Below are 22,544 nucleotides of genomic sequence, written 5' to 3'. Positions count from 1 at the left end.
TGACCATGACCAAGCTGTTGCGCCTGTTGGTGCTGTTTCTGCCCCTCGCCGTCGTCGTGACCGGCTGCGACGAAAAGAAGGGCCCGGCGGAAAAGACCGGCTCGGCCATCGACAACACGGTTCAGAAAGCCAAGGACGCGATCGATCCGCCCGGCCCCGCCGAAAAGGCCGGTCGTGCGGTCGACAAGGCCGTCGGCAACTGAGCAGACTGGCACCAGGTCTATACAGAGTATCGCGCGACAGGCGGAGGACGCGGACCCCCGCGCTTCGCGGGGGTCCGGGTTCATGCCGACATTGCTGACGGTCCGTCATCGGACGGTCTATCGCTACGTCAATCCCGTCTATCTGGGTGAACACCGGCTGATGTGCCGCCCGCGCGACAGCCACGACCTGCGCCTGGTCCACACCGGCCTGACGATTTCGCCGCCGGCACAGGTCCGCTGGCTCCATGACGTCTTCGGCAATTCGATCGCGCTCGCCCGCTTCGACGAACCCACCACAGAGCTCGCCATCGAATCCTCGTTCGAGGCCCAGCATTTCCCGATCCGCGCACGCGACATCGTGCTGGAGCCCTATGCCGAGACCTACCCGTTCCGCTATGCCGCCGACGAGGTGCCCGACCTGGGCCGGACCTACGAGCGGCACTATGCCGATCCGGACCACCGGATCGACGCTTGGGCGCGCCGCTTCGTCGGCGGCATCGGCCCCGGCACCATCGACCTGCTGCTGAACATCACCCGCGCCATCCGCAACGAGTTCAGCTATGGCCGGCGCGAGGAGATGGGAACGCAGACCCCGACCGAGACGCTCGACCTGGGCGGCGGCAGCTGCCGCGACTATGCGCTGTTCATGATGGAGGCTGTGCGCAGCCTGGGCTTCGCCGCGCGCTTCGTGTCGGGCTATCTCTATGACGCCGCCCTGGTCGGCGCATCCGGCGGCTTGGTCGGCGGCGGCGAGACCCATGCCTGGGTCCAGGTCTACCTGCCCGGCGCCGGGTGGGTCGAGTTCGATCCGACCAACGCACTCGCCGGCGGGCACAACCTGATCCGCGTCGCGGTCGCCCGCGACGCGTCCCAGGCCGTGCCCCTGTCCGGCAGCTATACCGGCAATCCCGCCGACTTCATCGGGATGGAGGTCGAAGTCAGCGTGACGGCCGATTAGACTCTGGGTGAACCGGCGCTAGGGGATCAGCAGCAACGAGCCGGTCGTGCGCCGGCCTTCGAGATCCGCATGGGCGCGAGCCGCTTCGGCCAGCGGATAGACCCCGCCGACCTCGATGCGGATGGTGCCCGCCGCGATCGCCGCGAACAGCGCGGCGGCCGAGGTCGTGATGTCGGACCGGTTCGCCATGTAGGTGCCGAAGGTCGGCGCAGCAACCTGAAGCGAGCCTCGGGCCCGGAGATCCTCGACCGACAGCGGCGGCACGGGACCCGATGCGCTGCCGAAGCTGACGAGCATGCCGTGAGGCGCCAGGCTGTCGAGCGACAGGTCGATCGTGTCCTTGCCGATCGAGTCGAACACGGCCGGCACGCCCTTGCCCTGGGTCAGGGCCCGCACCCGGGCCGGGACGTCGTCGCGGCCCAGCACCAGCACTTCGTCATAGCCATGGTCGCGGGCCAGCGCCACCTTGCCGGCCGATCCGACCGTGCCGATGGTCCGCACGCCCAGCGATTTCAGCCATTGGCCGGCGATCAGCCCGACCCCGCCGGCCGCGGCGTGGAACAGCACGGTTTCGCCGCCCTTGGCCGGATAGAGCCGATGGATCAGGTAATGCGCGGTCAGGCCGGCAAACAGGCCCGCCGCCGCCGTCCGGTCATCGACCCCGTCGGGTAGCGCCACGACCCGCGCGGCGGGCATCACGCGATGGCCGGCATAGGCGCCGGGCGGAAAGCTGGCATAGGCAACACGTTGGCCGACCGTGAAGCCGGTATCAGCGGAGCCGACCGCCTCGACCACGCCGGCGGCTTCGACCCCCAGCACGGCGGGCAGCGGCACCGCGTAGCGGCCCTGGCGATGATAGACATCGACATAGTTGATGCCGATCGCGGTCTGGCGGATCAGCACTTCGCCGGCGCCGGGTTCGGCGAGCGGCAGCTCGACCAGGCGCAGCAGGTCGGCGGCGCCGACCTCGGTCATCTGGATGGCCTGGGTGGTGGATACGGTCATGATGTGCTCTTCCTTGCTGGAACGATGAAACCGCCATGACATCTGCGCCCGGATCTGCCAGAAGCCGAGAGTGAAGACCGCCAAGTCATTTGCCGTTTTTGCGGAGTGCTGCGCCCAGCCATGGATTGGAACGACCTGCAATATTTCCTGGCCGTGGCACGCGACGGCAGCCTGACCGGCGCCGCGCGCCGGCTCCATGTCAGCCAGTCGACGGTGACCCGGCGGATCGAAGCCCTGGAAACCGCGCTGAAGGCGCCGCTGTTCCTGCGCCGGCGCGAGGGCTATGTGCTGAGCGAGGCCGGTGCCGAGCTGCTGCCCTGCGCCGAGCGGGCGGAGGAGGCGCTGGCCGTCGTGACGCGCCAGCGTTTTGATTCCCCGGCCGAAATCGCCGGCACCGTGCGCGTCGCGGTTGCGGAGATGCTGGGGCAGTGGGTCCTGCTGCCGGCGCTCGGCGAGTTGCGAACGGCCCATCCGGATCTGGAGATCGAGCTGGTCGCCGGCATCGAGACCATCCGGCTGGGCCGACGCGAGGCCGACCTGGCGATCCGGCTGCAGAGCCCCCGGGAAGCCGGCGGCCTGACCATCCGTCGCCTGGGGGCACTCGGCATCGGGCTCTATGCCAGCGCCGGCTACCTCGAAGCGCGCGGCATACCCGTCGTCCTGGCGGATCTCGCGGGTCACGACCTGGTCGGCTGGGACCCGGTACACGCGGATTTCCCGATCCCGCGCTGGATGGCCGAGATCGCACCGGCCGCGCGCCAGCCGATCCGGGTCAACACCATGGCCGGCCATCTGCTCGCGGCGCGGGCCGGGCTCGGTATCGCAGCATTGCTGCGCCCCGCGGCCGAGGAGACCGGCCTCGTCCGCGTGCTGCCGGACGCGGCCGTGTTTCACCACGAGATCTTCCTGGTCGCCCAGGCGCTGCCCCAGCCGGACCGGCGGATCGAGGCGGTCGCCCTATTCATCGATCGGCTGTTCCGGCGCGAGATGGACCGGCTGACCCTCCCCGACCTCGTTACCGATCGCTAGCTTTTCCCGCCCATCGGCGCCATCTTTGCCGGGCCATATCATTCCCAGGGTTCCTCATCCATGACCGACATGCTCGACACGTCCGTGCCGCCGAAGAAGGCACGTGCCAAGCCGACCGGGCCGAAGCGCATCAATCTGGCGCTGCAAGGCGGCGGCTCGCACGGCGCCTTCACCTGGGGCGTGCTGGACCGGCTGCTCGAGGACGATCGGCTGGAGATCGAGGGCATCAGCGGCACCAGCGCCGGCGCCATGAACGCCGCGGCCCTCGCCCAGGGCTACGTCGACGGCGGCCGCGAAGGCGCCCGCAAGTCGCTCGACAAGTTCTGGGGCCGCATCGCCGATTTTTCCCGCTACAGCCCGCTGCAGCGCAGCCTGATGGACCGGCTGATGGGCAATTGGAACCTCGACAGTTCGCCCGCCTACATGATGCTGGATACGATCGGCCGGGCCTTTTCGCCCTACCAGACCAACCCGCTCAACTGGCACCCGATCCGCACCGTGCTGGAGGAGGAGATCGACATCTCCCGGATCCGCAAGTGCAAGGATATCAACCTGTTCGTCTCGGCGACCAACGTGCGCACCGGCAAGATCCGCGTGTTCGACCGCAAGGATCTGTCGATCGACGCGCTGCTGGCGTCGGCCTGCCTGCCGACCGTGTTTCAGGCGGTCGAGATCGACGGCGATCCCTATTGGGACGGCGGCTACATGGGCAATCCGGCGATCTTTCCGCTGGTCTACGAGTGCGAGAGCCCGGACGTGGTGATCGTGCAGATCAACCCGGTCGAGCGCGAGGGCACGCCGCAATCCACGGCAGAGATCCTGAACCGTCTCAACGAGATCACCTTCAATTCCTCGCTGATCCGCGAGTTGCGCGCCATCGCGTTCGTCCAGCGCCTGATCCACCAGGACATGCTGCAGGGCGACCATGTCTCGCGGCTGAAGCTGATCCATATCCACATGATCGGCGCGGAGGAGCACATGAAGGAGTTCGGCGCGTCGAGCAAGATGAACTCCGACCCGGAATTCCTGGGCTACCTCAAGGAACTGGGCCGGGCGCAGGCCGACGCCTGGCTGGCCACGACCTTCGACAAGATCGGCAAGCACACCAGCATCGATATCAACAGCTACCTCTAAGCCCGTCCTGCATGAATTCGGCCATGAATGCTTCGACCGCTTCGCTCGACGCCCGCGCCGCCGCCATCGCCGCGGGCGACCGGCGCGCGCTCGCCCGGGCCATCACTCTGGTGGAATCGACCCGGCCGGACCATCGGACCGAAGCGGAGAGCCTGATCGAGCGCGTGCTGCCGCACACCGGCAATTCGACACGCATCGGCCTGTCCGGCGTGCCGGGCGTCGGCAAATCGACCTTCATCGAGGCGTTCGGCCTCAAGCTGATCGGTCATGGCCATCGCGTCGCGGTTCTGGCGGTCGATCCCTCGTCGCGCCGGACCGGCGGCTCGATCCTGGGCGACAAGACGCGCATGACTGAATTGGCGCGGGCCGAAGCCGCTTTCATCCGCCCCTCGCCGACCGGCGGGACCCTGGGCGGCGTCGCCCGGCGCACCCGCGAATCGATCCTGCTGTGCGAGGCCGCCGGCTTCGACGTCATCCTGGTCGAGACCGTCGGCGTCGGTCAGTCGGAGACCGCGGTCGCCGACATGGTCGACCTGTTCTGCCTGCTGCTGTTGCCGTCGGCGGGCGACGATCTGCAGGGCATCAAGAAGGGCATCGTCGAGCTGGCCGAGTTGCTGCTGGTCAACAAGGCCGACGGCGAGTTGATCTCCAAGGCCCGGACCGCCGTCGGCGACTATCGGGCGGCACTGCGCCTGCTGCGCCCGCTGTCGCCGTTGTGGCAACCCGAAGTGCTGCCCGTCTCGGCCGTGACCGGCGAAGGGCTGGACCTGGCCTGGGCAGCGATCGAGCGGCACCAGGCTGCCCTGGACACGGCCGGCGAGAAGACCCGCCGCCGGGCCGGGCAGGCCCAGGCGGCGCTCTGGGCGGACCTGGGTGACGGCATGATCGAGGTCTTGCGCCACCGTCCCGCGATCGCCGAACGCATTCCGGAAATCGAGGCAGCGGTCGCGGCCGGGACCATGACCTCCATGGCCGGCGCACGCCGGCTCTTGGGCTTGTTCTTGGGCGAATGACCTGCCCGTCGGTTGGCGCAGCCCAGCCTTTCGGTGCGTTATTCGGGAAATGTCCCGACTCTTGTTGACGCGCCGTCCGACCTCGCGTAGATACCCCAGCCTTGTTCCGGCTGCCCTCGATCGCGAGGCGAGCGGTCGATACACCTGATTTTTGCGAAGAGACACGTCATGGCCAGAAAGTGCGAAATCACCGGCAAGGGTGTGCAGACGGGTAACAACGTCAGCCACGCCAACAACAAGACCCGCCGCCGGTTCATGCCGAACCTGCAGGTGACCTCGTTGCTGTCGGACACGCTGGGCTTCGCCGTGCGTCTGCGCCTGTCGACCAACGCGATCCGCACCATCGAGCATAATGGCGGCATCGACTCCTTCCTGATGCAGGCCACTGCCTCCAAGCTGCCGGCCGAAGCCCGCCGCCTGAAGAAGCAGATCGAGAAAGCCGCCGCCGCCAAGGCCGCGAAAGCCGAAACGGCTGCCGCCTGACCAGGCCGGCCTGGCGCCTGCCAGGCGCTACGCTTTCCATGTGAAATGACGAAGCCGCCGGGACGCGTTCCGGCGGCTTCGTTCGTTTGGGTTTTCCGGGCCCCGGACCTAGCCGGCCTCGGCGACCGGCGCTGCCGCGGGCACCAGCCAGCGGGCCAGGTATTTCTCCAGCAGTTCGGCCTGGACCGCCGGTGCGCGGAATCCGACGTACCAGTCCGGCCGCAGCAGGTAGAGCGCCGCGTGGCGCACGCCGTAGCGGTCGTGCAGCAATTGATCCCGATCGATCAGCACCTCGCCCGGCCAGCTTGCCGGCGGGCGGTCCGGCGTCACCAGGACCGGCCGGACCCGGGGGCCGAAGCCGGCGGTCACGCGTTCGGCAATCTCGGCCAGCTTTCCGCCGACATCGGATTGATCGAGCCCGGCGAAGATCAACAGCGTCCAGGCCTCGCCCGTGATCGCCTGCAGCAGCCGCACGGTCCGCCGGTCGGCCGCGCGCACGGCGACCCCGTCGGGCGCCCGCTCGCCGGCGATCGGGCCGATCGTGCCGCCGTGATCTTCGCTGAGGGCGCTGGTCAGGTACGAGATGGGCACCTCGCCGACCGTGCGACGCAGGCGTTCCTGGACCGACTCCAGCCCCATCACGCTGGCACCGAACAGCTTCATGGCGCGCTGGGCCAGGTCGCCCGGTTTCACCATGCTGTGGAAGCCGCGGTCGGTGAACTTCAGCAGATCCTCGGCAACCGGCAGGCGCTCGGCACCATAGGAGTCCAGCAACGCGGGCTGCGCCTCGCCCTTGAGAACGGCTGCCAGCTTCCAGCCGAGATTGAACCCATCCTGCATGCCGGAATTCATGCCCTGGCCGCCGATCGGCAGATGGGTATGGGCCGTGTCGCCGACCAGGAACAATCGGCCCGAACGAAATTGCTTCGCCAGCCTCGGCGCCCCCCGAAGCCGATTGAGCCAGCGCGGCTCGACCAGGGTCGCATCGGGATCGGCGATCTCGCGCAGGATGGCCTCGAGTTCCTCGAGGTCGGGCGGCTCGGTCTTGTCGGGGTCCTGGTCGGCCCGCGCACAGACGATGCGATAGGCACCATCGGCATCGAACGGGAACAGGCCCAGGAACCGGTCCTTGGTGACGAACAGGTAGCCGCGCCCGGACGGATAGGACCAGCGCACCTCGCAGTCGCTCTGCAGGAATTCGAACCCGTCGCCGCGCTCGCCCTCGAACGGGATCTGGGCCGCCGCGCGGAGCCGGCTGTCCGGCCCCTCGGCCGCGATGACATATGGGGCGGCGAGTTGGTATTCGCTGCCGTCGGCGCGTTTCAGGGAGAGCGTGATCCGGTCGCCGTCGTCGACATAGCCGGTGGCCTCGACGCCACGCTCGATCGGCACGTCGCATTCGTCGAGCCGTTCGAGCAGCAGGCGTTCGGTGACGTGCTGGCCGATGATCCGCGGCACCGGATAGGCGCTGTCGGCACCGCTCAAGCGAATGCCGCCCATGAATTTGCCGAAGGCATGGAGGGAGATCGCCTGGAGCGGATAGGCGCGGGCGACGAACCGGTCGGCGAGGCCCATCGCCGACAACATCTCCTGGGTGCGGACGTGAACGACCGAGGCGCGGGAATGAAGGGTGGGGCCCACCGACTTGTCAACCACGCGAACCCGGATGCCGTGCCGGGCCAGTTCCGCCGCAGCGGTCAGTCCGGCCGGCCCCGCGCCGACCACGATCACATCCGCTTCCCGCTCGCCGCCAACGTCCGTCGCCATCCGCTTGTCCGTCCTCGACCGCCCCGCCTCGTGGCAGGCATGATCCATGAAGCATGCCGCCGAGGCCAGCCAATTGACGCGCGGAACGGTTGCGATGCTTTGAAGCGGTAGCCGACTAAGCCCGGAGCACCCGGACGGCCGGCAACCAGATGCCAGCCCGCGTGCCGCCACCGGCGACGGGATCGAGCGTCAGGCGCCCGCCATGGCTTTCGACGATGGCGCGAGCCAGCGGCAGGCCCAGACCCAACCCCTCGTAGCGTCGGCTGAGGGCCCCGTCGATCTGGGCGAACGGCTCGAAGGCGCGCCGCAGATCTTCGGGCGCGATGCCGATGCCGGTGTCGGTCACGGTGATGTCGACACCGCCCTCGGCATCGCTCTCGACGTCGATCGACAGGCTGCCGCCATCCGGCGTGAACTTGACTGCATTCGACAGCAGGTGGCTCAACACCCGGCGCATCTGCAGCCGATCGACGATCAGGCGGTGCGGGTGCCCGTCGACCCGGACGACGGCGGTCAGATCGCGGCTGCCGATCTTGTCGGCCAGGGCGGCAAGGCAAGGCTCGATCAGCGCCCGGGGCAGCACATCGGATTCGTCGAGCTGGAGACCGCCGGACTCGATCTGGGCGAATTCCAGCACGCTGTTGACCATGTCGAGCAGTCGGCGGCCGCTGCCGAGGATGTGGCCGGCATGGTCGCGATACCGTGCGTCGCCAAGCGGCCCGTGCAATTCATCCCGGAACACTTCGGCGAAGCCGATCACCGCATTGAGCGGCGTGCGCAATTCGTGGCTGACGGCGGCAAGGAATTCCGTCTTGGATCGGTTTGCCGCCTCGGCCCGCTCCAACGCGTCGACGGCAGCGGCCTTGGCCACCATCTCGTCCGTCACGTCGATCAGCATGCCGTTCCAAACGGTGTCCCCGTTGCCGAGCCGCATCGGCAGGGAAGCACCACGGATCCAGCGATATTCGCCATGGACCTCACAACGGAAAACGTGCCGCCAGGGTTCGAGCGTGCGGCGCGACGTCTCGATCGACATCATCAGCGCATCGCGGTCCTCCGGTGGCACGGCGGCCAGGATGCGGTCGGCCCCACCGGCCGTCACTTCCGACGCGTCGAAGCCGAAGACGCGCGCGCAGCCCTCGCTGATGAAGCTGTAGCGGCGACGGCCACGGGCATCGATGCCGAACTGGTAGACCACGCCGGGCACGCCATGGGCGATCGCCTCGATCACGTCGCGCGCCCGGGCAACGACGGCATCGGCAGCGCGACGGTCGGTCAGGTCCTTGAGGATGCCGAGGAACCAGGTGGTTCCGTCATCGTCGATCGGATCGAGCCGCAGTTCGGCGCGGAACGGGGCGCCGCCGCGCCGCGCCAGATCCAGTTCCAGGCGAAGCGGTTGCTGGTTGCCGATCGCGGCGGCGATTGCATCGCGCGCATTCGGCGAGGTGAGCGGGCCGTAGAGCATTTCCAGCCCGGCAGCAGGGACGAGACCGGCCGGACCTGGCGGCGGACACCCCGTTCCAATGATGAAGGAGCCGTTGGTGAAGGCGATGGCGCCGGCCTCGTCGGCGAGCCAGGCCATCTCGTCGAGCGCGCGCACGACCGCGATCAGCGCCGCAGGCGGCGCCGTGGTTGTCAGGACATCCGGATGTCGCTCGGTCGGAGGGAGCGCCGCGGACGAACTCGACGTGTGGCCTATGGGCGGCACGCCTCGCGACGCTCCTGAAAAAAGGGAAGGTGGCGCACGGACCCACGCGCGTTTCGGACCGAGCCTATGCCCGTAAGGCTGAACAAATGATGGGCAAACGGCCGCGGGAGTAAGCCTGCAATTTTGCTAAAATACAATGCTGTTCCGCGTCCGGCGCTTGCCTCGCGACCGCATCGCCCCGAGGATCGCAATCGTCCCGGCCCGCGCCGGCAATAAGAACCCGATCGGAGAATACCGTCGATGCCACTCACCATCACGCCGCTTTATGCGGCGCTCGCCGCCGTCATTTTACTGGTTCTGATGTTCCGGGTGATCCGCCTGCGCCGCAGCCTGTCGGTCGGCCTCGGAACCGGCGGCCATAGCGCTCTCGAGCGGGCCGTGCGCGGCCATGGCAACTTCACCGAATACACGCCGCTCGGGCTCATCCTGGTCGCCAGTGCGGAATTGTCCGGGGCGGCCGGCCACTGGGTCCATGCGATCGGCATTCTGCTGATCGTCGGACGCGTGCTGCACCCCTGGGGGCTGGCCCAGAGCAGCGGCGCTTCGATCGGCCGGGTCTCAGGCATCCTGCTGACCGCCGCCGCCCTGCTGCTCGGCACCGGGGTCAACCTCTTCCAGTTCTTCGGTCGATAGCCGCGCGCTCGGACGGGGCCCGTCAGGCACCGGGCCCCGTCCGAGCGATTTCGATCAGGGAAACATGCCGCCGAGCGGGATCGAGTACTGAAGCAAGGCTTCCTCGACACCCGGATTGCGCTGGGTGATGCCGGCGTTCGAGATGTGATGAAAGGTCACGCCGATACGCGATGCGTCGTCGAAGCGCCAGGCGATCTCGGCGCCGGTCCGGAATTCCTCGTGCGCGCCCAGGTTCTTGCCATCGCCGCGGTCCCAATAGCCGAAGGCGCCCGAGGGAAAGACGACGATGTGATCGGTGATCGGCAGATTGACGCCGAAGCCGCCATAAGCGTAGACGCCGCCCGCACTGTTGGCCTCGACGCCGACAATCGGGCGGATGTAGAAGATTCGCGTGCCGAAGCGATATTCGCCGCGGAAGATCGCGTCCTTGTCGGCATGCAGGACGTTGTAGCCGCCGACGCCGAGCGTCAGCAGGGCCGGATCATAGGCGACCGAATCGGCCTTGGCGGGGCCGCCGGCAAGGCCGGCGCACAGCGCCAGAGTGGCCACGGCCAAGGCCGGAATGAGGCGACGCTTCGACAAGGGGTTTCTCCTCAACAACTTGAGCGGCGCCACCATAGGCGAGCCCCGCCGCTACGCCTAGGGCGTTCTGACACGGATCAAGCGAAGCGTCCGCGCATGCGATCGAGCGCGGCGAGCAGGCGCTGGCGCGTTCCCGGCTCCATCGCCGAATGCCCCGCATCGGGAACGATCTGGTAGTCGGCTTCCGGCCAGGCGCGGGCCAGCGTATCGGCGGTGACGATCGGACAGACCGCGTCGTACCGGCCCTGCACGATAACGGCCGGCAGATGCCGGATCCGGCCGAGGCCGCCGAGCAGGCCGCCCGCCGGCAGGAAGCCTCCGTGGACCATGTAGTGTGCCTCGAGTCGGGCGAGACCGAGCGCCATCCGGTCCTCGCCGAACGCCGCGATCGTATCGGGCGACGGCAGCAGGGTCGAGCAGCTGCCCTCGTAGGTGCTCCAGGCCCGTGCCGCCGGCAGATGGATCCGCGGATCTCCGTCGGTCAGGCGGCGGTAGTAGTTGGCGAGCAGATCATCTCGCTCGGCGGCCGGCAGAAATTCGCTGAAGGCCCGCCAGGGCTCGGGAAAGAGCGTTCCCATGCCGTGCAGGAACCAGTCGATCTCGCTCGGTCGGCACAGGAAGATGCCGCGCAGCACGAAGCCCAGACAGCGATCGGGATGGGCCTGGCCATAGGCCAATGCCAGGGTCGAACCCCAGGAACCGCCGAACACGAGCCATTTCTCGATGCCGAGTCGCTGCCGCAGCCGTTCCATGTCGGCGACGAGATCGGGCGTGGTGTTGTCATCGAGCGCGCCGACCGGGGTCGAACGACCGGAGCCGCGCTGGTCGAACAGAATGGCGCGATAGGCGACCGGGTCGAAGAAGCGACGATGGGTCGGCGTCGAGCCGGATCCGGGACCACCGTGCAGGAATACGACCGGAATCCCATGCGGATTTCCGCATTGTTCCCAATAGATCCGATGGATGTCGTCGACCGCCAGCAGGCCGGTCTCGAAGGGCTCGGCCGGCGGATGCAGGTCGCTGCGGCTCATGTCGTCGCGGTTCCTTACGGGTCAGGAGAAGACGGGTCGCAACCCCACTCTACGAGGATCCGGCCCGGCAAGGCAAAAGCGCGTTGTGCAGTCATTCAGGCGACCCGTATTCCGGCGCTTCGCGTTGGACGTGCGCTTTCTAGGACACAGCCATTCAAAAGCTGCAACGGCGTTGCACTGCAACATCGATCTGGCGCATCCATATGGAGTAGAACGCGAGCGCTTGGGCGCCGCCCTTCCTGCGGACGGGACGGCGCGAAGCGAGATTGTCGGTCGCTGCCATAGGGCAGGATCGACGTGGACGGAGTGGAATGATGAGGGCCTGGTACGCGGCAACGCGCGACATGATATTGGCTGGAGCAATCGCGATCGCGGGCGTTGCGCCTGGCATTGCGGCGCCGGCCGTGTCGGCGGCCGACCCGAGCATGGTGGTGAGCAGCCTGAACGGCAATCTGCTCGCGGTCATGCAGAATGCCCAGAAGCTCGGCTACAAGGGCCGTTACGCGGCGCTCGAGCCCGTCGTGCGGCAAGTGTTCGACGTGTCCTACATGACGCGTATTGCGGTCGGCAGCGGCTGGTCGACCCTGTCGAGCGAGCAGCAGGCGCAGTTGACCGATGCGTTCCGCAAGTTCATCACCGCGACCTATGCCCGCCGCTTCGACGGCTATTCGGGCGAGAAGTTCGTGACCGACGGCGCCAAGCCGGTCGGCGACTCGACCCTGGTCGCGACGCGGCTGATCAAGTCGGACGGCGAGCCGGTCGTGCTGAATTACCTGACGCGCCAGGACGAAAGCGAGAGCGGCCATTGGCAGGTCGTCGACATCTACCTGACCGGCACGATCAGCGAGATGGCGACACGCCGCTCGGAATTCGCCTCGGTGTTCCGCCGCTCGGGCTACGACGGGCTGCTGCAGGTCCTGCAGCAGAAGGTCGCCCAGATCGAGACCGATTCCCACCTGTCCTGACGGCCTGGCGCCGCGCCGTCGCGGATAGAAGACAGGGCCATTGCCGGCATCAAGCGCCGGCGATGGCCTTTTTCGTTGTCGCGGTCGGCTTGTTCTCGGCGCCGACGACCGGCAACGCCTTCTTGATGCGCGCCTTGTCGAGCTCGACGTTGATTTCGAGCACCGAGATCTCGCCGGCCTTTTCCAGCGTGATCTTGATCATCTCGTCTTCGACCTCGAGGTACTTGGCGACGACGGACAGCAGTTCTTTCTGCAACAATGGCAGGAAGTCCGGCGCGGTCCGGCCGGCGCGTTCGTGGGCCAGGACGATCTGCAACCGTTCCTTGGCCACGGAGGCGGTATCGTTCCGCTTGCGGAACAGACGCTCGAGGATGCTCATCAGGCTTTCCCGAACAGGGTACGAAGCAGGCTCTTCTTCTGAGCCTTGAGGAAGCGCATCTCGCGCTGCTCGCCCAGAAAACGTGCGACCGCGTCGCCATAGGCGATGCCGGCCGTGCTTTGGGTGTCGAGGATGACCGGCATGCCCGTGTTCGAAGCCTTCAGCACCGCCTCGGATTCCGGGATGACGCCGATCAGCGGCACCGACAGGATTTCCTGCACGTCCTCGATGGACAGCATCTCGCCCCGCTCGACCCGCTCCGGCGAATAGCGCGTCAGCAGCAGGTATTCGTCGACCGGCGCCTCGTTCTCTTCGGCGCGACGCGACTTGGAGGCGAGCATGCCGAGGATGCGATCGCTGTCGCGCACCGAAGAGACCTCGGGATTGGTCACGATGATCGCGGCGTCCGCATGGTAGAGCGCGGTCAGCGCGCCATGCTCGATGCCGGCCGGGCTGTCGCAGATGATGTAATCGAAATTATCGCGCAGCTCGTTGATGACGCGCGCGACGCCTTCCTTGCTGAGCGCATCCTTGTCGCGCGTCTGCGACGTCGGGAAGATGTAGAGATTGTCGACCCGCTTGTCCTTGATCAGCGCCTGATTCAGGTTGGCGTCGCCGTTGATCACGTTGATGAAGTCGAACACGACGCGCCGTTCGACACCCATGATCAGGTCGAGATTGCGCAAGCCCACATCGAAATCGATGACGACGGTCTTGTTGCCGCGCTGGGCGAGGCCGGTAGCGAAAGCGGCCGACGTGGTGGTTTTTCCGACGCCGCCCTTACCGGACGTAATGGTGATGACCTTGGACAACAAGATCCTCCTTGGAGATGCGGTAGCCGGGCCCGCGGACGCGCCGTCGCTCGCTCGTGGCTGATAAAATCTAAGTATAGATGGTCTAACGACGTCCGACCACAATTAGTATAACGGACTGTCATTAAATCTCATCAATGCCACAGAGTCACCCGCGGCGAAACCGCGTCCGTCAGGTGCCGGAAATGGTCAGGCGATCGTCGACGAGGGTGACTTGGACCGAGCGGCCGATGTAATCGGCCTCGATCGCCTCGCTGACCAGATAATGGCCTGCGACGCACAGCAGTTCGGCCTCGAGCTTGCCGACGAAGATCCGCGCCTCGGTGTCGCCACCGGCGCCGGCGATCGCCCGGCCGCGCAGCGCGCCATAGATATGGACATGGCCGTCGGCGATGACCTCGGCGCCCGGGCTGACCGACGCGAGCACGATGAGATCGCCGCCCCGGGCATAGACCTGGGTTCCGGAACGGACCGGTTGGGTGATGATCTTGGTGCGGGCACTGCCGCCCAGCGGGATGATCGGTGCGGCCGGGGCCGGGCGCGGCGGTGGCGGTGCTGCGGCCTCGACGCTCTCGGTCCGGCGCCCGGCATTGGCCGGTGCGAAAGCGGCCAGGTCCGCATTCATCGCGGCCCGGATCTGGGTGGCATTGGCGTTCTGCACGCCGACCGCAATCAGGTGCTGGCGCTTAAGCATGCGCCGCAGCCCGTGGAACGCGTCGGCCGAGGCGGCCCCGGTGCAATGCTGCAGGTCCATCACGACCGGCGCATTGGCGAAGAAGGTCGGACTGCGGGCGATCTGCTCGGCCAGCCGGCTCTCGAATTCGGGATCGTTCGGATCGTCGACGCGCACCACCATGACGGTGAACATGCCGCCGTGGACGAGATCGGCGCTCATTGGCGGGGCGGCCCCATGATGCTTCGGGTTACGACCATCCCTTCGATTCCACCAAACCCGCCGGCGCCGATAGGCTGGAGACGGAAGAGCGGGAGCGCAAGGCACGGCATGGCGACCGGCTTACCGGCAAATCGGCCGCAACGCAACCCCAAGGCGCCGCGTGTGCGGACGGCGATCGTCATCGGAATTTCCACAGGCCGTGCTTCAGGGTGTGGGCGACGCCCTCGGCGCCGACATAGTCGTAGCTCTGGCCGGTGTCGGCGAGCGCCAGCCCCTCGTTCAGCAGGTAGCTGCCGAGATCGATGCCACGAGCGTCCAGGCAGATCGCGAAGGCGACCACCATGCCGGGCTGCGGATTGGGCGTGCGGCAATTCACCTGATCCGACGCACCCAACCGCTCGCCCAGCCGCCTCTTCGCCAGGTCGAGGCAGCCCATGGCGACGCCGCCCAGTTCACATCGGTCGCCCGCCAGGGGCGGCTTCACGCCGAACAGCTGGACCGGGATGGCGCCGACCGTGATCGAGGTCGCGCCGGTCACCTTGGCCGCGCCGGAGAACTGCTTCGGCGCAGCGCGGGTCGATCCTTCCGAAGGACGCTGCCCCGCGGCACCCGGCGGAGGATGGGTCATGTCGAGGGCCGTCGAGTCGGGGCGCGGCGGGTTCTTGTCCGGCGGCACCTCGTGGACCGGCCGTTCGGCGACCTGGACCGAAGTCAGAGGCGGCGGTTGCGGCGCTGCCGGTGGGGCGGGCGGCGCCTCGACGACTGGTACGGGCGCCGGCTCGACGGGAGCCGCCTCGTCCGAAGCGGTCCGGGGCGGCGTCGCTTCCGGGGCCGGGACCGCGGGCGTTTCCGGGGCGGCGGCCGCTGGCGCCGCCGGGGGCGAAACCGCGGCGACGACCGGGGCCGGCGCGGAGGGTGGCGCCGACGGTGGAGTCGAACGCAGGCCCCAGCCGGCGGCGACGAGGAGCACCGCGACCACCGCGGCGATGACGACCCGGCGGCGGGGCCGGGCCCGGCCGGCCGCGGAAGGGGGAGTGTTTTTGGTCATGGGCGCGCACTCTACACGAAGCCCCGGCGAGACGGCACGCGGGAAGCGCTCCAGCCCCGCCGAGAATCGGGGAACTGCTCAGGCGTGCGATATGCTAACTATGGAGGGCGGCAAGCGATCCCACTCGGACCAGATCGAGAAGCGGGGCCAGCCGGGGAGTTCAGGTTACATGGCAAAAGCGATCCCGACGGCGGCAGCGCCGGATACGCTGGAGCGCTCGATGAACGAGACGAGCGCCGGCTTCGCCGCCACCGCCCGGGCGATGAGCGAGACGGTCACGGCGGCCGGCACCGTCATCGGCCATCGCGTGGCGCTCGGCGCCCAGGCCGCCGCCGACCCGTTCAATACCGCCCACCACGCCGAATTCTCGCTCATGACGTCGGAAAAGGTCGCGGCCTTCTCGGACGCCTCCGCCGTCATGATGGACGAGTTGCAGGACCTCAACCGCGAGGTCATGAAGTTCGTGGCGCAGCAGACCGTCGGAACGGCGCAGGCCGTGTTCGCGCTGGGCTCGGCCTCGACACCGTCGGCGATGTTCGAGGTGCAGCAGCGCTTTCTGATGGAAAGCTGGGCGCGCGGCTCGGCCCATGCCTTCAAGCTCGCCGCCTTGAGCTCGGGGGCTTCGGCCCTGGTGCTGGCGCCGGTCCATAGCGCCGCGACCGCCAATGCCAAACGCCTGACCAAGGACGCGCGCAAGAAGAGCTGACGGGACCGGCGCCAACAAGACGCTTGTATCCGAGCCCGGAACATCCGACCTATTGGGTTCGTGTCGTCTAGTAAGGGCGATCCATGCTAGGATCGCGCATCGCATTACGGGAAACGCAACATGGGTGGTTTGAGCCTCGTCCACTGGATCATCATTCTCTTCGTCATCGTGCTGCTGTTCGGCGCCGGCCGGATCTCGCCGATGATGGGGGAACTCGCGAAGGGCATGAAAGCCTTCAAGCAGGGCCTGAAGGATGACGAGAAGCCGGTCGAGCCGACCTCGATCGGCCAGAACCAGCCGGTTTCGCCGATCCCGAGCCAGCAGAACCAGGAACACAAGGTCGGCTGACCGCCGGTCGCGTTCGCTTCCGAGGCTTTTGAGAGAGACGCGCGCCCGATCATGGCCGTCCCTTCCGATCTGGCGCCCGGTCGCCCGGCGCTTGCTGCGATCGTCGCCGGTTTGCCGGCTTCGACGCCCTTCGTCGGCCCCGAGGCGCTGGAGCGTCGCCTGGGTCGCCCTCTCGGCGTCCGGCTCGGCGCCAACGAGAGTCTGTTCGGTCCCTCGGCCCGGGTGATCGAGGCCATGCGGGCCGCGGCGCTCGACATCAACCTCTACGGCGACCCCGAAGGGTTCGAACTGCGCACGGCGCTCGCGCGCCATCACGCCCTGACCCTGGATCATGTCGTGCTGGGCTCCGGCATCGACGAGCTGTTGGGCCTGCTCGTCCGCGCCTATCTGGAGCCGGGCGGCATCGCCGTCATGTCCCTGGGCGGCTATCCGACCTTCGTCTATCAGGTGAGCGGCCACGGCGGCCGCATCGAAACCGTGCCCTATCGCGACGACCGCAACGACGCCGAGGGCCTGGTCGAGGCCGCCCGCCGGGTCGGCGCCAAGCTGCTCTACCTGTCCAACCCGGACAACCCGAGCGGCAGCTATCTCACCGGCGCCACGATCTGTGACATGGTCGACCGGTTGCCGCGCGGCTGTCTGCTGGTGCTCGACGAAGCCTATGCCGAATTCGCGCCGGCAGATGCGATCCCCGATATCGCGGCGGACGATCCGCGCGTGGTCCGGCTGCGCACCTTCTCGAAGGCGCACGGGCTGGCGGGCATGCGCGTCGGCTATGCCTTCGGCGCGCCGGAGACGATCCGGCCGCTCGACCGCATCCGCAACCAGTTCGGCGTCGGCCGCATGGCCCAGGCGGCGGCCCTGGCCGCCCTCGCCGATCAGGATCATGTGGCCACGGTGGTCGCCGCCGTCGCCGCCGGCCGCGCCGACTATGCCGCACTCGCCCGCGAACTGGGCGCGGTGGCCCTGCCGTCCGCAACGAATTTCGTCACCATCGACGTCGGCGGCAGCGTTTGCGCCAAGACCATTCTTGCGGCACTGCTGGAGCGCGAAGGCGTGTTCATCCGCATGCCCGGCGCCGCCCCGCTCGACCGCTGCATCCGCGTCACCGTTGGCCGCCCGGAAGAGCGCACCCTCTTCGCCGCCGCCTTCCGCCGGGTCTTCGCCTGCTTGTAGCGGGCAGCCCGTCAGACCGCGCCGGCCGCCAGGAAACAGTCGCGCACCAGATCCGGCGGCACGTCCCGGCGCTGGAACGACTGGCCGATGCCGCGCATCAGCACGAAGGCGATGCGCCCGTCGGCCACCTTCTTGTCGTGCGCCATATGGGCAATCAGCCGGTCGGCGGGGAACGGCCCGCCCGGCACCTGGTCGATCCGGGTCTTGAGCCCGACCGCGGCCAGATGGTCGCCGATGCGTCCGAAGTCGCCATCACTCACCAGACCCAGCCGCCGCGACAGGTCCGCCGCCAGCATCATGCCGACCGCCACCGCCTCGCCATGCAGCAGGTCCGGGCCGTACCCGGTCTCCGCCTCGAGCGCGTGGCCGAAGGTATGGCCAAGATTGAGCAAGGCGCGGCGGCCGGCCTCGCGCTCGTCCTCCGCCACGATCCCGGCCTTCATGCGGCAGCAAAGGGCCACCGCCTCGCCCAACGGCCCTGCAGCGCCGGCGATGATATCGGCACCGGTCCGTTCGAGTTGCTCGAAGAAGCCGGCATCGCCCAGCAGACCGTATTTCACCATCTCGCCATAGCCGGCCAGCCATTCGCGGCGCGGCAATGTCGCGAGCGCGTCCAGATCGGCCAGGACCAGCCGCGGCTGATGGAAAGCGCCGACCAGGTTCTTGCCGCGCCGGGCATTGACGCCGGTCTTGCCACCGACCGAGCTGTCGATCTGGGCCAGCAGCGTGGTCGGGATCTGCACGAAATCCATCCCGCGCAGCAGGGTCGCCGCGGCGAAGCCGGTCAGATCGCCCACCACGCCGCCGCCCAATGCCACGAACGCGGTACCGCGCTCCAGGCCCAGGCCCAGCAGCCGCTCGGCCAGATCCGGGAAGCGGTGCAGGTCCTTGGCCTGCTCGCCTGGCGGCACCACGACCACGTCGAACCCGTAGTCGGCCGCGGCCAGGCTTGCCTCGAGCGGCGCCAGATGATGGCGGGCCACGTTCTCGTCGGTCAGCACGACCAGGCGGCGCGTGCCCAGTACGGGACGGATGAGCGCGCCGGCGCGGGCGATCAGGCCACCCTCGATCAGGATGTCGTAGCTGCGGCCGGCGAGCGTGACCGGAACAAGGCTCATCAGGCGACCTCGTGAATGGCGGAACGCGGATATTCCGGAGGATGGTCGACGATGCCGTTGGCGTCGGCCCAGGTGGCGAGCAGGGCCAGGACACGCTCGACCATGGCTTCGGCCGGGGCGGCCAGGCTGTCGACGGTCAGGTCGGCCTCGGCATAGATCGGATGGCGTATCGTCATCAGCCGTTCGAGCACCTCGCGCGGGTCGCCCTGGTTCAGCAGCGGGCGATGCCGGCGTTTGGCGACCCGGGCCAGCAGCACTTCGATATCGGCGCGAAGCCAGACCGACAGGGCGCGCTCGCGGACGCGCCCGCGGGTCGCCGGGTCCATGAACGCGCCGCCGCCGGTCGCCAGTACGTGGATCGGTCCGTCGAGCAGCCGGGCGATGACCCGGCGTTCACCGGCCCGGAACGCGGCCTCGCCGTCGCGCGCGAAGATTTCGGCGATCGTCATGTTCGCCGCGGCCTCGATCTCGCTGTCGGCATCGGTGAAAGGGACACCCAGGCGCTGGGCGACCCGCTTGCCGATCGATGTCTTGCCCGCCCCCATCAAGCCGACCAGCACCAGGGTTCGACCGAGCCGAAACGGCGGCTGCGGATTAAGCATCGTCCTCCTCTCCCCAACCGACCGAAAAAATGCCATGAAGTGGGTCCACGACCCGAGCGTAACATGGTCCGGTATGCCGGGTCTGTCGCGTCGCGGCAAGTCCGGTAACGAGTGTGCGCAAGATGGATATAAATGGGTAAGGTATTTCTGGCTCTGGCCGTGCTGATCGTCCTCGTCATCGTCGGCGGGGGGCTGTTCCTGGCCTTTTCGCCGCCGTCCGCCTCTCCACAGAAGGTCGAAAAAGTCCTGCCGGATGCGCGCTTTCCCCGCTAGATCAGCATCTTATCGATCGTTCGTCGTCATCGTTGCGGCGTTCGGATTCGTCTTTTTGCCCGGCATCGGCCGTGCCCAGGTCGGCCCCCCGGTGCGCCTGGCGCCCGCCGGGACGCTGGTTCCGGTTCCGCCGCCGACGCCGCGGCCCGCGATTGGCCAGGTTCCCCAGCCGCTCGGCTCCTCGGGCATCACGGTCGATCAATTGGCGCCACCCAGCCCCGATGGGCTGGGCGCGCTCGGTCCCAACGACCGCCGGCTGCCGCCGACCCTGTGGCAGGGCACGTCGCGCGCCGGCGCCGAACCCCTGATCCCGCGGATCAGGCCCAGCACGTCTCCGACCTTGCAGGACCTGGCGTTTCGCCTGCTGGCCAGCCCGGCGGCGCCACCGGCCGGCGATAAGCCCAACGGCGGCGCCCTGCTGGCGCTGCGTGCCGAACGCCTGACCGCGCTCGGCCGGGCCGACAGTGCGCTGGCCCTGCTGCAATCGGCCCCGCAGGCTGGCGGCGGCGAAGATGTGGCGCGGGTCGTCGTCGATCTCGCGTTCCTGTCGGGCAATACCCAGGCCGCCTGCGAGGGCGCCCGCAGCCGCGATCCGTCCTGGCAAGGGCCGTACTGGGATCAGGCAACCGTCACCTGCCAGGCGCTTGCCGGCCAGGTCGACCAGGCGCAGCTCGGGCTCGACATGCTGCGCGAGGCCAAGGTCAGGGACGACGGCTTCTCCACCGTGGTGCTGAAGGCCGCCGGCGTCGATGCCAAGCTGCCGGACATCCTGCCGTCGCCCCAGACCATGAGCCTGGCCCTGCTGCAGAAGGCCGGGCAGCCGTTGCCGAAGAAGGCGCTCGATGCGGCATCGCTCGCGATCTTGCGCACGGTGGCGCTGGGCGAGGGCTTTCCGCCCGATCAGCGCCTGGTCGCCGCCGAAAAGGCCGCCACCTATGGCGCCATCGCGCCGGAACGGCTCGCCGACGCCTATCTGGCGGCAGAGTTCACCGACGAGGACCGACAGAGCCCGCTCAATCGCGCCAAGACCGCCGGCGGCGCCCGGGCGCATGCCATCCTGTTCCATGCCGCCCGTGACGCGACACAGATCGCGGCGAAGGCGAATTTCCTGGCGGCCTACCTGGGCGATGCCCGGAGCGATGCCTATCCGGCGCTCGTCCGCGCCGCTGCGGGCCTGCTGACCGAGGTGCCGGCGAGCGGTGATCTGAAATCCGTAGCGCCGGACTTCGCCCGCGCCTTCTATGCGCTCGACCAGCCGCGCGCGGCGCGCGTCTGGTACGACCTGGCCGCGCCGGACGCTCAAGTCGCCCTGCTGCCGCTCGCCCATGCCGTCGCGGGCGATGCGGCACCGGCCTGGGCCGGCGTGACGCTGACAGACCTTGCCGGCGGCAAGAAGGATGCGGCCGCGCCGCGCCGCGCCGCCGCCACGGCGCTGCTGCTGGCGGCCGAGGGCGTCGCGCTGCCCGACCAGATGCTGCTGCCGCTCGCCGATCCCGGCGCGGCGAGCCTGACTTCGCCCGCGGCCGGGCCGGCCGCCCTGATGGCCGTCGCGGCCGCGGACAAGCGCCTGGGCGGGACGTTGCTCGCCCTGTTCACGAGCCTGGGCGACCAAGGCATCGGCACCCAGCCGGTGCTGGCGGCGCAGGCCGTCGCGGCGTTGCGCCAGGTCGGCCTGCCGGACGAGGCCCGCCACCTGGCGATCGACGCGGCCCTGGCCGAAGGGCTCTAGCCGCGATGGCGGGACCGGGCCGTCCCAAGGCGCCGCCGGCGATCCTGCCGCGCCAGGCCGAGGCGTTCCTGGAAATGCTGTCGGCCGAACGGGGAGCGGCGGCGCTGACGCTCGACGCCTATCGGCGCGATCTCGCCGATTTCGACGGGTTCCTGAAGGACACGCCGACCGCCGCCGCCGGTGCCGAGGACATCCGGCGCTACCTGGCCCGGCTGGATGCGACCGGCATGGCGCCGCGCACGGCGGCTCGGCGGCTGTCGGCGCTGCGGCAATTCTTCAAATTCCTGCTGATCGAGGGCCTGCGGGCCGACGATCCGACCGCCGTCATCGACGCCCCGCGCCAGGGTCGCCCCCTGCCCAAGATCCTGAGCGAGGTCGAGGTGACCCGCCTGATCGAGGCCGCCCGCGCCGATGAAAGCCCAGAAGGCATCCGGCTGTCCGCCATGCTGGAGCTGATGTACGCGAGCGGCCTGCGCGTGTCGGAACTCGTTTCCCTGCCGCTCGGCACGGTGGCGCGCGGCGACCGGGCGATCGTCGTGCGCGGCAAGGGCGACAAGGAACGGCTGGTTCCCCTGGGCGGCCAGGCGCTGCGGGCGGTGCAGGATTATCTGGCCGTGCGGCCGCTGTTCCTGGCCAAGGGCCAGGTGTCGCGCTGGCTGTTCCCGTCACGCGCGGCGAGCGGCCATTTGACCCGAATGCGCTTCGGCCAGCTGCTGAAGGATCTTGCGGTCAAGGCGGGCATCGATCCGGGCAAGCTGTCGCCCCATGTGCTGCGCCACGCCTTCGCGACCCATCTGCTGAGTCACGGCGCCGACCTGCGCAGCGTGCAGCAGATGCTGGGCCATGCCGACATCTCGACCACCCAGATCTATACCCACGTCGATGTCGAACGCCTGACGGCGCTGGTGACCGCCCATCATCCCCTGGCCAAGCGCCGGCCGTGAAGG

General features: G+C 68.5%; 24 protein-coding genes and 1 pseudogene. 14 read left to right on the top strand and 11 right to left on the bottom strand.

The features are described 5' to 3' along the window. Positions 1-5 precede the first annotated feature (5 nt). The gene (locus tag VGV37_RS18225; protein WP_326881163.1) at positions 6-203 is read left to right on the top strand and encodes a hypothetical protein; all 198 of its coding nucleotides are present in this window, start codon (positions 6-8) and stop codon (positions 201-203) included. Between the two features lie 82 nt (positions 204-285). Next, complete coding sequence (locus tag VGV37_RS18220; protein ID WP_326881162.1) at positions 286-1,161, top strand: transglutaminase family protein; 876 nt, start codon at positions 286-288, stop codon at positions 1,159-1,161. Positions 1,162-1,179: 18 nt separating this feature from the next. On the opposite strand, the gene VGV37_RS18215 is transcribed toward VGV37_RS18220, so the two are convergent. Continuing rightward, the gene (locus VGV37_RS18215; RefSeq protein ID WP_326881161.1) at positions 1,180-2,166 is read right to left on the bottom strand and encodes a quinone oxidoreductase; all 987 of its coding nucleotides are present in this window, start codon (positions 2,164-2,166) and stop codon (positions 1,180-1,182) included. 120 nt (positions 2,167-2,286) lie between these two features. Between VGV37_RS18215 and VGV37_RS18210 the strand changes: the two genes are divergently transcribed. From VGV37_RS18210 to rpmB, 4 genes are all read left to right on the top strand, one after another. Beyond that, positions 2,287-3,195, top strand: coding sequence for a LysR family transcriptional regulator (locus VGV37_RS18210; protein ID WP_326881160.1), 909 nt, complete (start codon positions 2,287-2,289; stop codon positions 3,193-3,195). Positions 3,196-3,255: 60 nt separating this feature from the next. Further along, positions 3,256-4,329, top strand: coding sequence for a patatin-like phospholipase family protein (locus VGV37_RS18205; protein WP_326881159.1), 1,074 nt, complete (start codon positions 3,256-3,258; stop codon positions 4,327-4,329). Positions 4,330-4,352: 23 nt separating this feature from the next. After that, the gene (meaB, locus tag VGV37_RS18200; protein WP_326881158.1) at positions 4,353-5,342 is read left to right on the top strand and encodes a methylmalonyl Co-A mutase-associated GTPase MeaB; all 990 of its coding nucleotides are present in this window, start codon (positions 4,353-4,355) and stop codon (positions 5,340-5,342) included. Positions 5,343-5,510: 168 nt separating this feature from the next. Further along, positions 5,511-5,825: a 50S ribosomal protein L28 gene (rpmB, locus tag VGV37_RS18195; RefSeq protein ID WP_326881157.1), complete on the top strand. Its 315-nt coding sequence runs from the start codon at positions 5,511-5,513 to the stop codon at positions 5,823-5,825. Between the two features lie 108 nt (positions 5,826-5,933). Here rpmB and VGV37_RS18190 read toward each other — a convergent pair whose 3' ends face one another. Continuing rightward, positions 5,934-7,592 (bottom strand): FAD-dependent monooxygenase, encoded by a 1,659-nt coding sequence (locus VGV37_RS18190; protein WP_326881156.1) that lies wholly within the window; start codon positions 7,590-7,592, stop codon positions 5,934-5,936. Between the two features lie 115 nt (positions 7,593-7,707). Next, on the bottom strand, positions 7,708-9,300 hold the full coding sequence (locus tag VGV37_RS18185) for a PAS domain-containing sensor histidine kinase (protein WP_326881155.1): 1,593 nt from the start codon (positions 9,298-9,300) through the stop codon (positions 7,708-7,710). A gap of 240 nt (positions 9,301-9,540) precedes the next feature. Here VGV37_RS18185 and VGV37_RS18180 point away from each other — a divergent pair, with 240 nt between their 5' ends. Then, positions 9,541-9,933 (top strand): MAPEG family protein, encoded by a 393-nt coding sequence (locus VGV37_RS18180; protein WP_326881154.1) that lies wholly within the window; start codon positions 9,541-9,543, stop codon positions 9,931-9,933. Positions 9,934-9,987: 54 nt separating this feature from the next. Here VGV37_RS18180 and VGV37_RS18175 read toward each other — a convergent pair whose 3' ends face one another. Further along, the gene (locus VGV37_RS18175) at positions 9,988-10,515 is read right to left on the bottom strand and encodes an acyloxyacyl hydrolase (protein WP_326881153.1); all 528 of its coding nucleotides are present in this window, start codon (positions 10,513-10,515) and stop codon (positions 9,988-9,990) included. Between the two features lie 77 nt (positions 10,516-10,592). Further along, on the bottom strand, positions 10,593-11,546 hold the full coding sequence (pip, locus tag VGV37_RS18170) for a prolyl aminopeptidase (RefSeq protein ID WP_326881152.1): 954 nt from the start codon (positions 11,544-11,546) through the stop codon (positions 10,593-10,595). A gap of 314 nt (positions 11,547-11,860) precedes the next feature. On the opposite strand from pip, the gene VGV37_RS18165 reads away from it, so the two are divergent. Next, positions 11,861-12,511: an ABC transporter substrate-binding protein gene (locus VGV37_RS18165; protein ID WP_326881151.1), complete on the top strand. Its 651-nt coding sequence runs from the start codon at positions 11,861-11,863 to the stop codon at positions 12,509-12,511. Between the two features lie 139 nt (positions 12,512-12,650). Here the strand turns inward: VGV37_RS18165 and minE are convergent. The 4 genes and pseudogenes from minE to VGV37_RS18145 all read right to left on the bottom strand — a co-directional run. Then, positions 12,651-12,890, bottom strand: a pseudogene (gene minE, locus VGV37_RS18160) (cell division topological specificity factor MinE); the annotation flags it as partial. Further along, positions 12,890-13,702 (bottom strand): septum site-determining protein MinD, encoded by an 813-nt coding sequence (gene minD / locus VGV37_RS18155; RefSeq protein ID WP_326881149.1) that lies wholly within the window; start codon positions 13,700-13,702, stop codon positions 12,890-12,892. The pseudogene minE and the gene minD, both read right to left, overlap by 1 nt. 172 nt (positions 13,703-13,874) lie before the next feature. Beyond that, a complete protein-coding gene (gene minC / locus VGV37_RS18150; protein ID WP_326881148.1) occupies positions 13,875-14,597 on the bottom strand; it encodes a septum site-determining protein MinC in 723 nt (240 codons plus the stop codon). A gap of 178 nt (positions 14,598-14,775) precedes the next feature. Further along, entirely contained in the window at positions 14,776-15,645 is an 870-nt protein-coding gene (locus VGV37_RS18145) for a hypothetical protein (RefSeq protein WP_326881147.1), read from the bottom strand. Positions 15,646-15,814: 169 nt separating this feature from the next. Here VGV37_RS18145 and VGV37_RS18140 point away from each other — a divergent pair, with 169 nt between their 5' ends. The 3 genes from VGV37_RS18140 (at position 15,815) to VGV37_RS18130 (ending at position 17,875) form a co-directional block, all read left to right on the top strand. Next, entirely contained in the window at positions 15,815-16,351 is a 537-nt protein-coding gene (locus tag VGV37_RS18140; RefSeq protein ID WP_326881146.1) for a phasin family protein, read from the top strand. A gap of 120 nt (positions 16,352-16,471) precedes the next feature. Next, positions 16,472-16,699, top strand: a complete 228-nt coding sequence (locus VGV37_RS18135) for a twin-arginine translocase TatA/TatE family subunit (protein WP_326881145.1) — start codon at positions 16,472-16,474, stop codon at positions 16,697-16,699. A gap of 51 nt (positions 16,700-16,750) precedes the next feature. Next, the gene (locus tag VGV37_RS18130) at positions 16,751-17,875 is read left to right on the top strand and encodes an aminotransferase class I/II-fold pyridoxal phosphate-dependent enzyme (RefSeq protein ID WP_326881144.1); all 1,125 of its coding nucleotides are present in this window, start codon (positions 16,751-16,753) and stop codon (positions 17,873-17,875) included. Positions 17,876-17,886: 11 nt separating this feature from the next. Here VGV37_RS18130 and aroB read toward each other — a convergent pair whose 3' ends face one another. Together aroB and VGV37_RS18120 are read right to left on the bottom strand one after the other, a co-directional pair. Next, positions 17,887-18,993, bottom strand: a complete 1,107-nt coding sequence (aroB, locus tag VGV37_RS18125; protein ID WP_326881143.1) for a 3-dehydroquinate synthase — start codon at positions 18,991-18,993, stop codon at positions 17,887-17,889. Continuing rightward, positions 18,993-19,595: a shikimate kinase gene (locus VGV37_RS18120; RefSeq protein WP_326881142.1), complete on the bottom strand. Its 603-nt coding sequence runs from the start codon at positions 19,593-19,595 to the stop codon at positions 18,993-18,995. The genes aroB and VGV37_RS18120 overlap by 1 nt, the downstream gene beginning before the upstream one ends. Positions 19,596-19,727: 132 nt before the next feature. Between VGV37_RS18120 and VGV37_RS18115 the strand changes: the two genes are divergently transcribed. Genes VGV37_RS18115 through xerD form a run of 3 tightly spaced genes read left to right on the top strand, consistent with a single transcriptional unit; the run spans position 19,728 to position 22,541 of the window. Beyond that, positions 19,728-19,868 carry a hypothetical protein gene (locus VGV37_RS18115; RefSeq protein ID WP_326881141.1) on the top strand — a complete coding sequence of 47 codons (141 nt, stop codon included), beginning with the start codon at positions 19,728-19,730 and terminating at the stop codon, positions 19,866-19,868. 55 nt (positions 19,869-19,923) lie between these two features. Then, positions 19,924-21,597, top strand: coding sequence for a hypothetical protein (locus VGV37_RS18110; RefSeq protein ID WP_326881140.1), 1,674 nt, complete (start codon positions 19,924-19,926; stop codon positions 21,595-21,597). Between the two features lie 5 nt (positions 21,598-21,602). Continuing rightward, the gene (gene xerD, locus VGV37_RS18105; RefSeq protein ID WP_326881139.1) at positions 21,603-22,541 is read left to right on the top strand and encodes a site-specific tyrosine recombinase XerD; all 939 of its coding nucleotides are present in this window, start codon (positions 21,603-21,605) and stop codon (positions 22,539-22,541) included. The last annotated feature ends 3 nt before the right edge of the window (positions 22,542-22,544 follow it).

Origin of the sequence: Aliidongia sp., from assembly GCF_035943795.1 — a bacterium.
GTDB lineage: Bacteria > Pseudomonadota > Alphaproteobacteria > ATCC43930 > CGMCC-115725 > Aliidongia.
The sequence above is the reverse complement of the archived record's forward strand: the minus strand, read 5'-3'. Positions and strand labels throughout refer to the sequence as shown.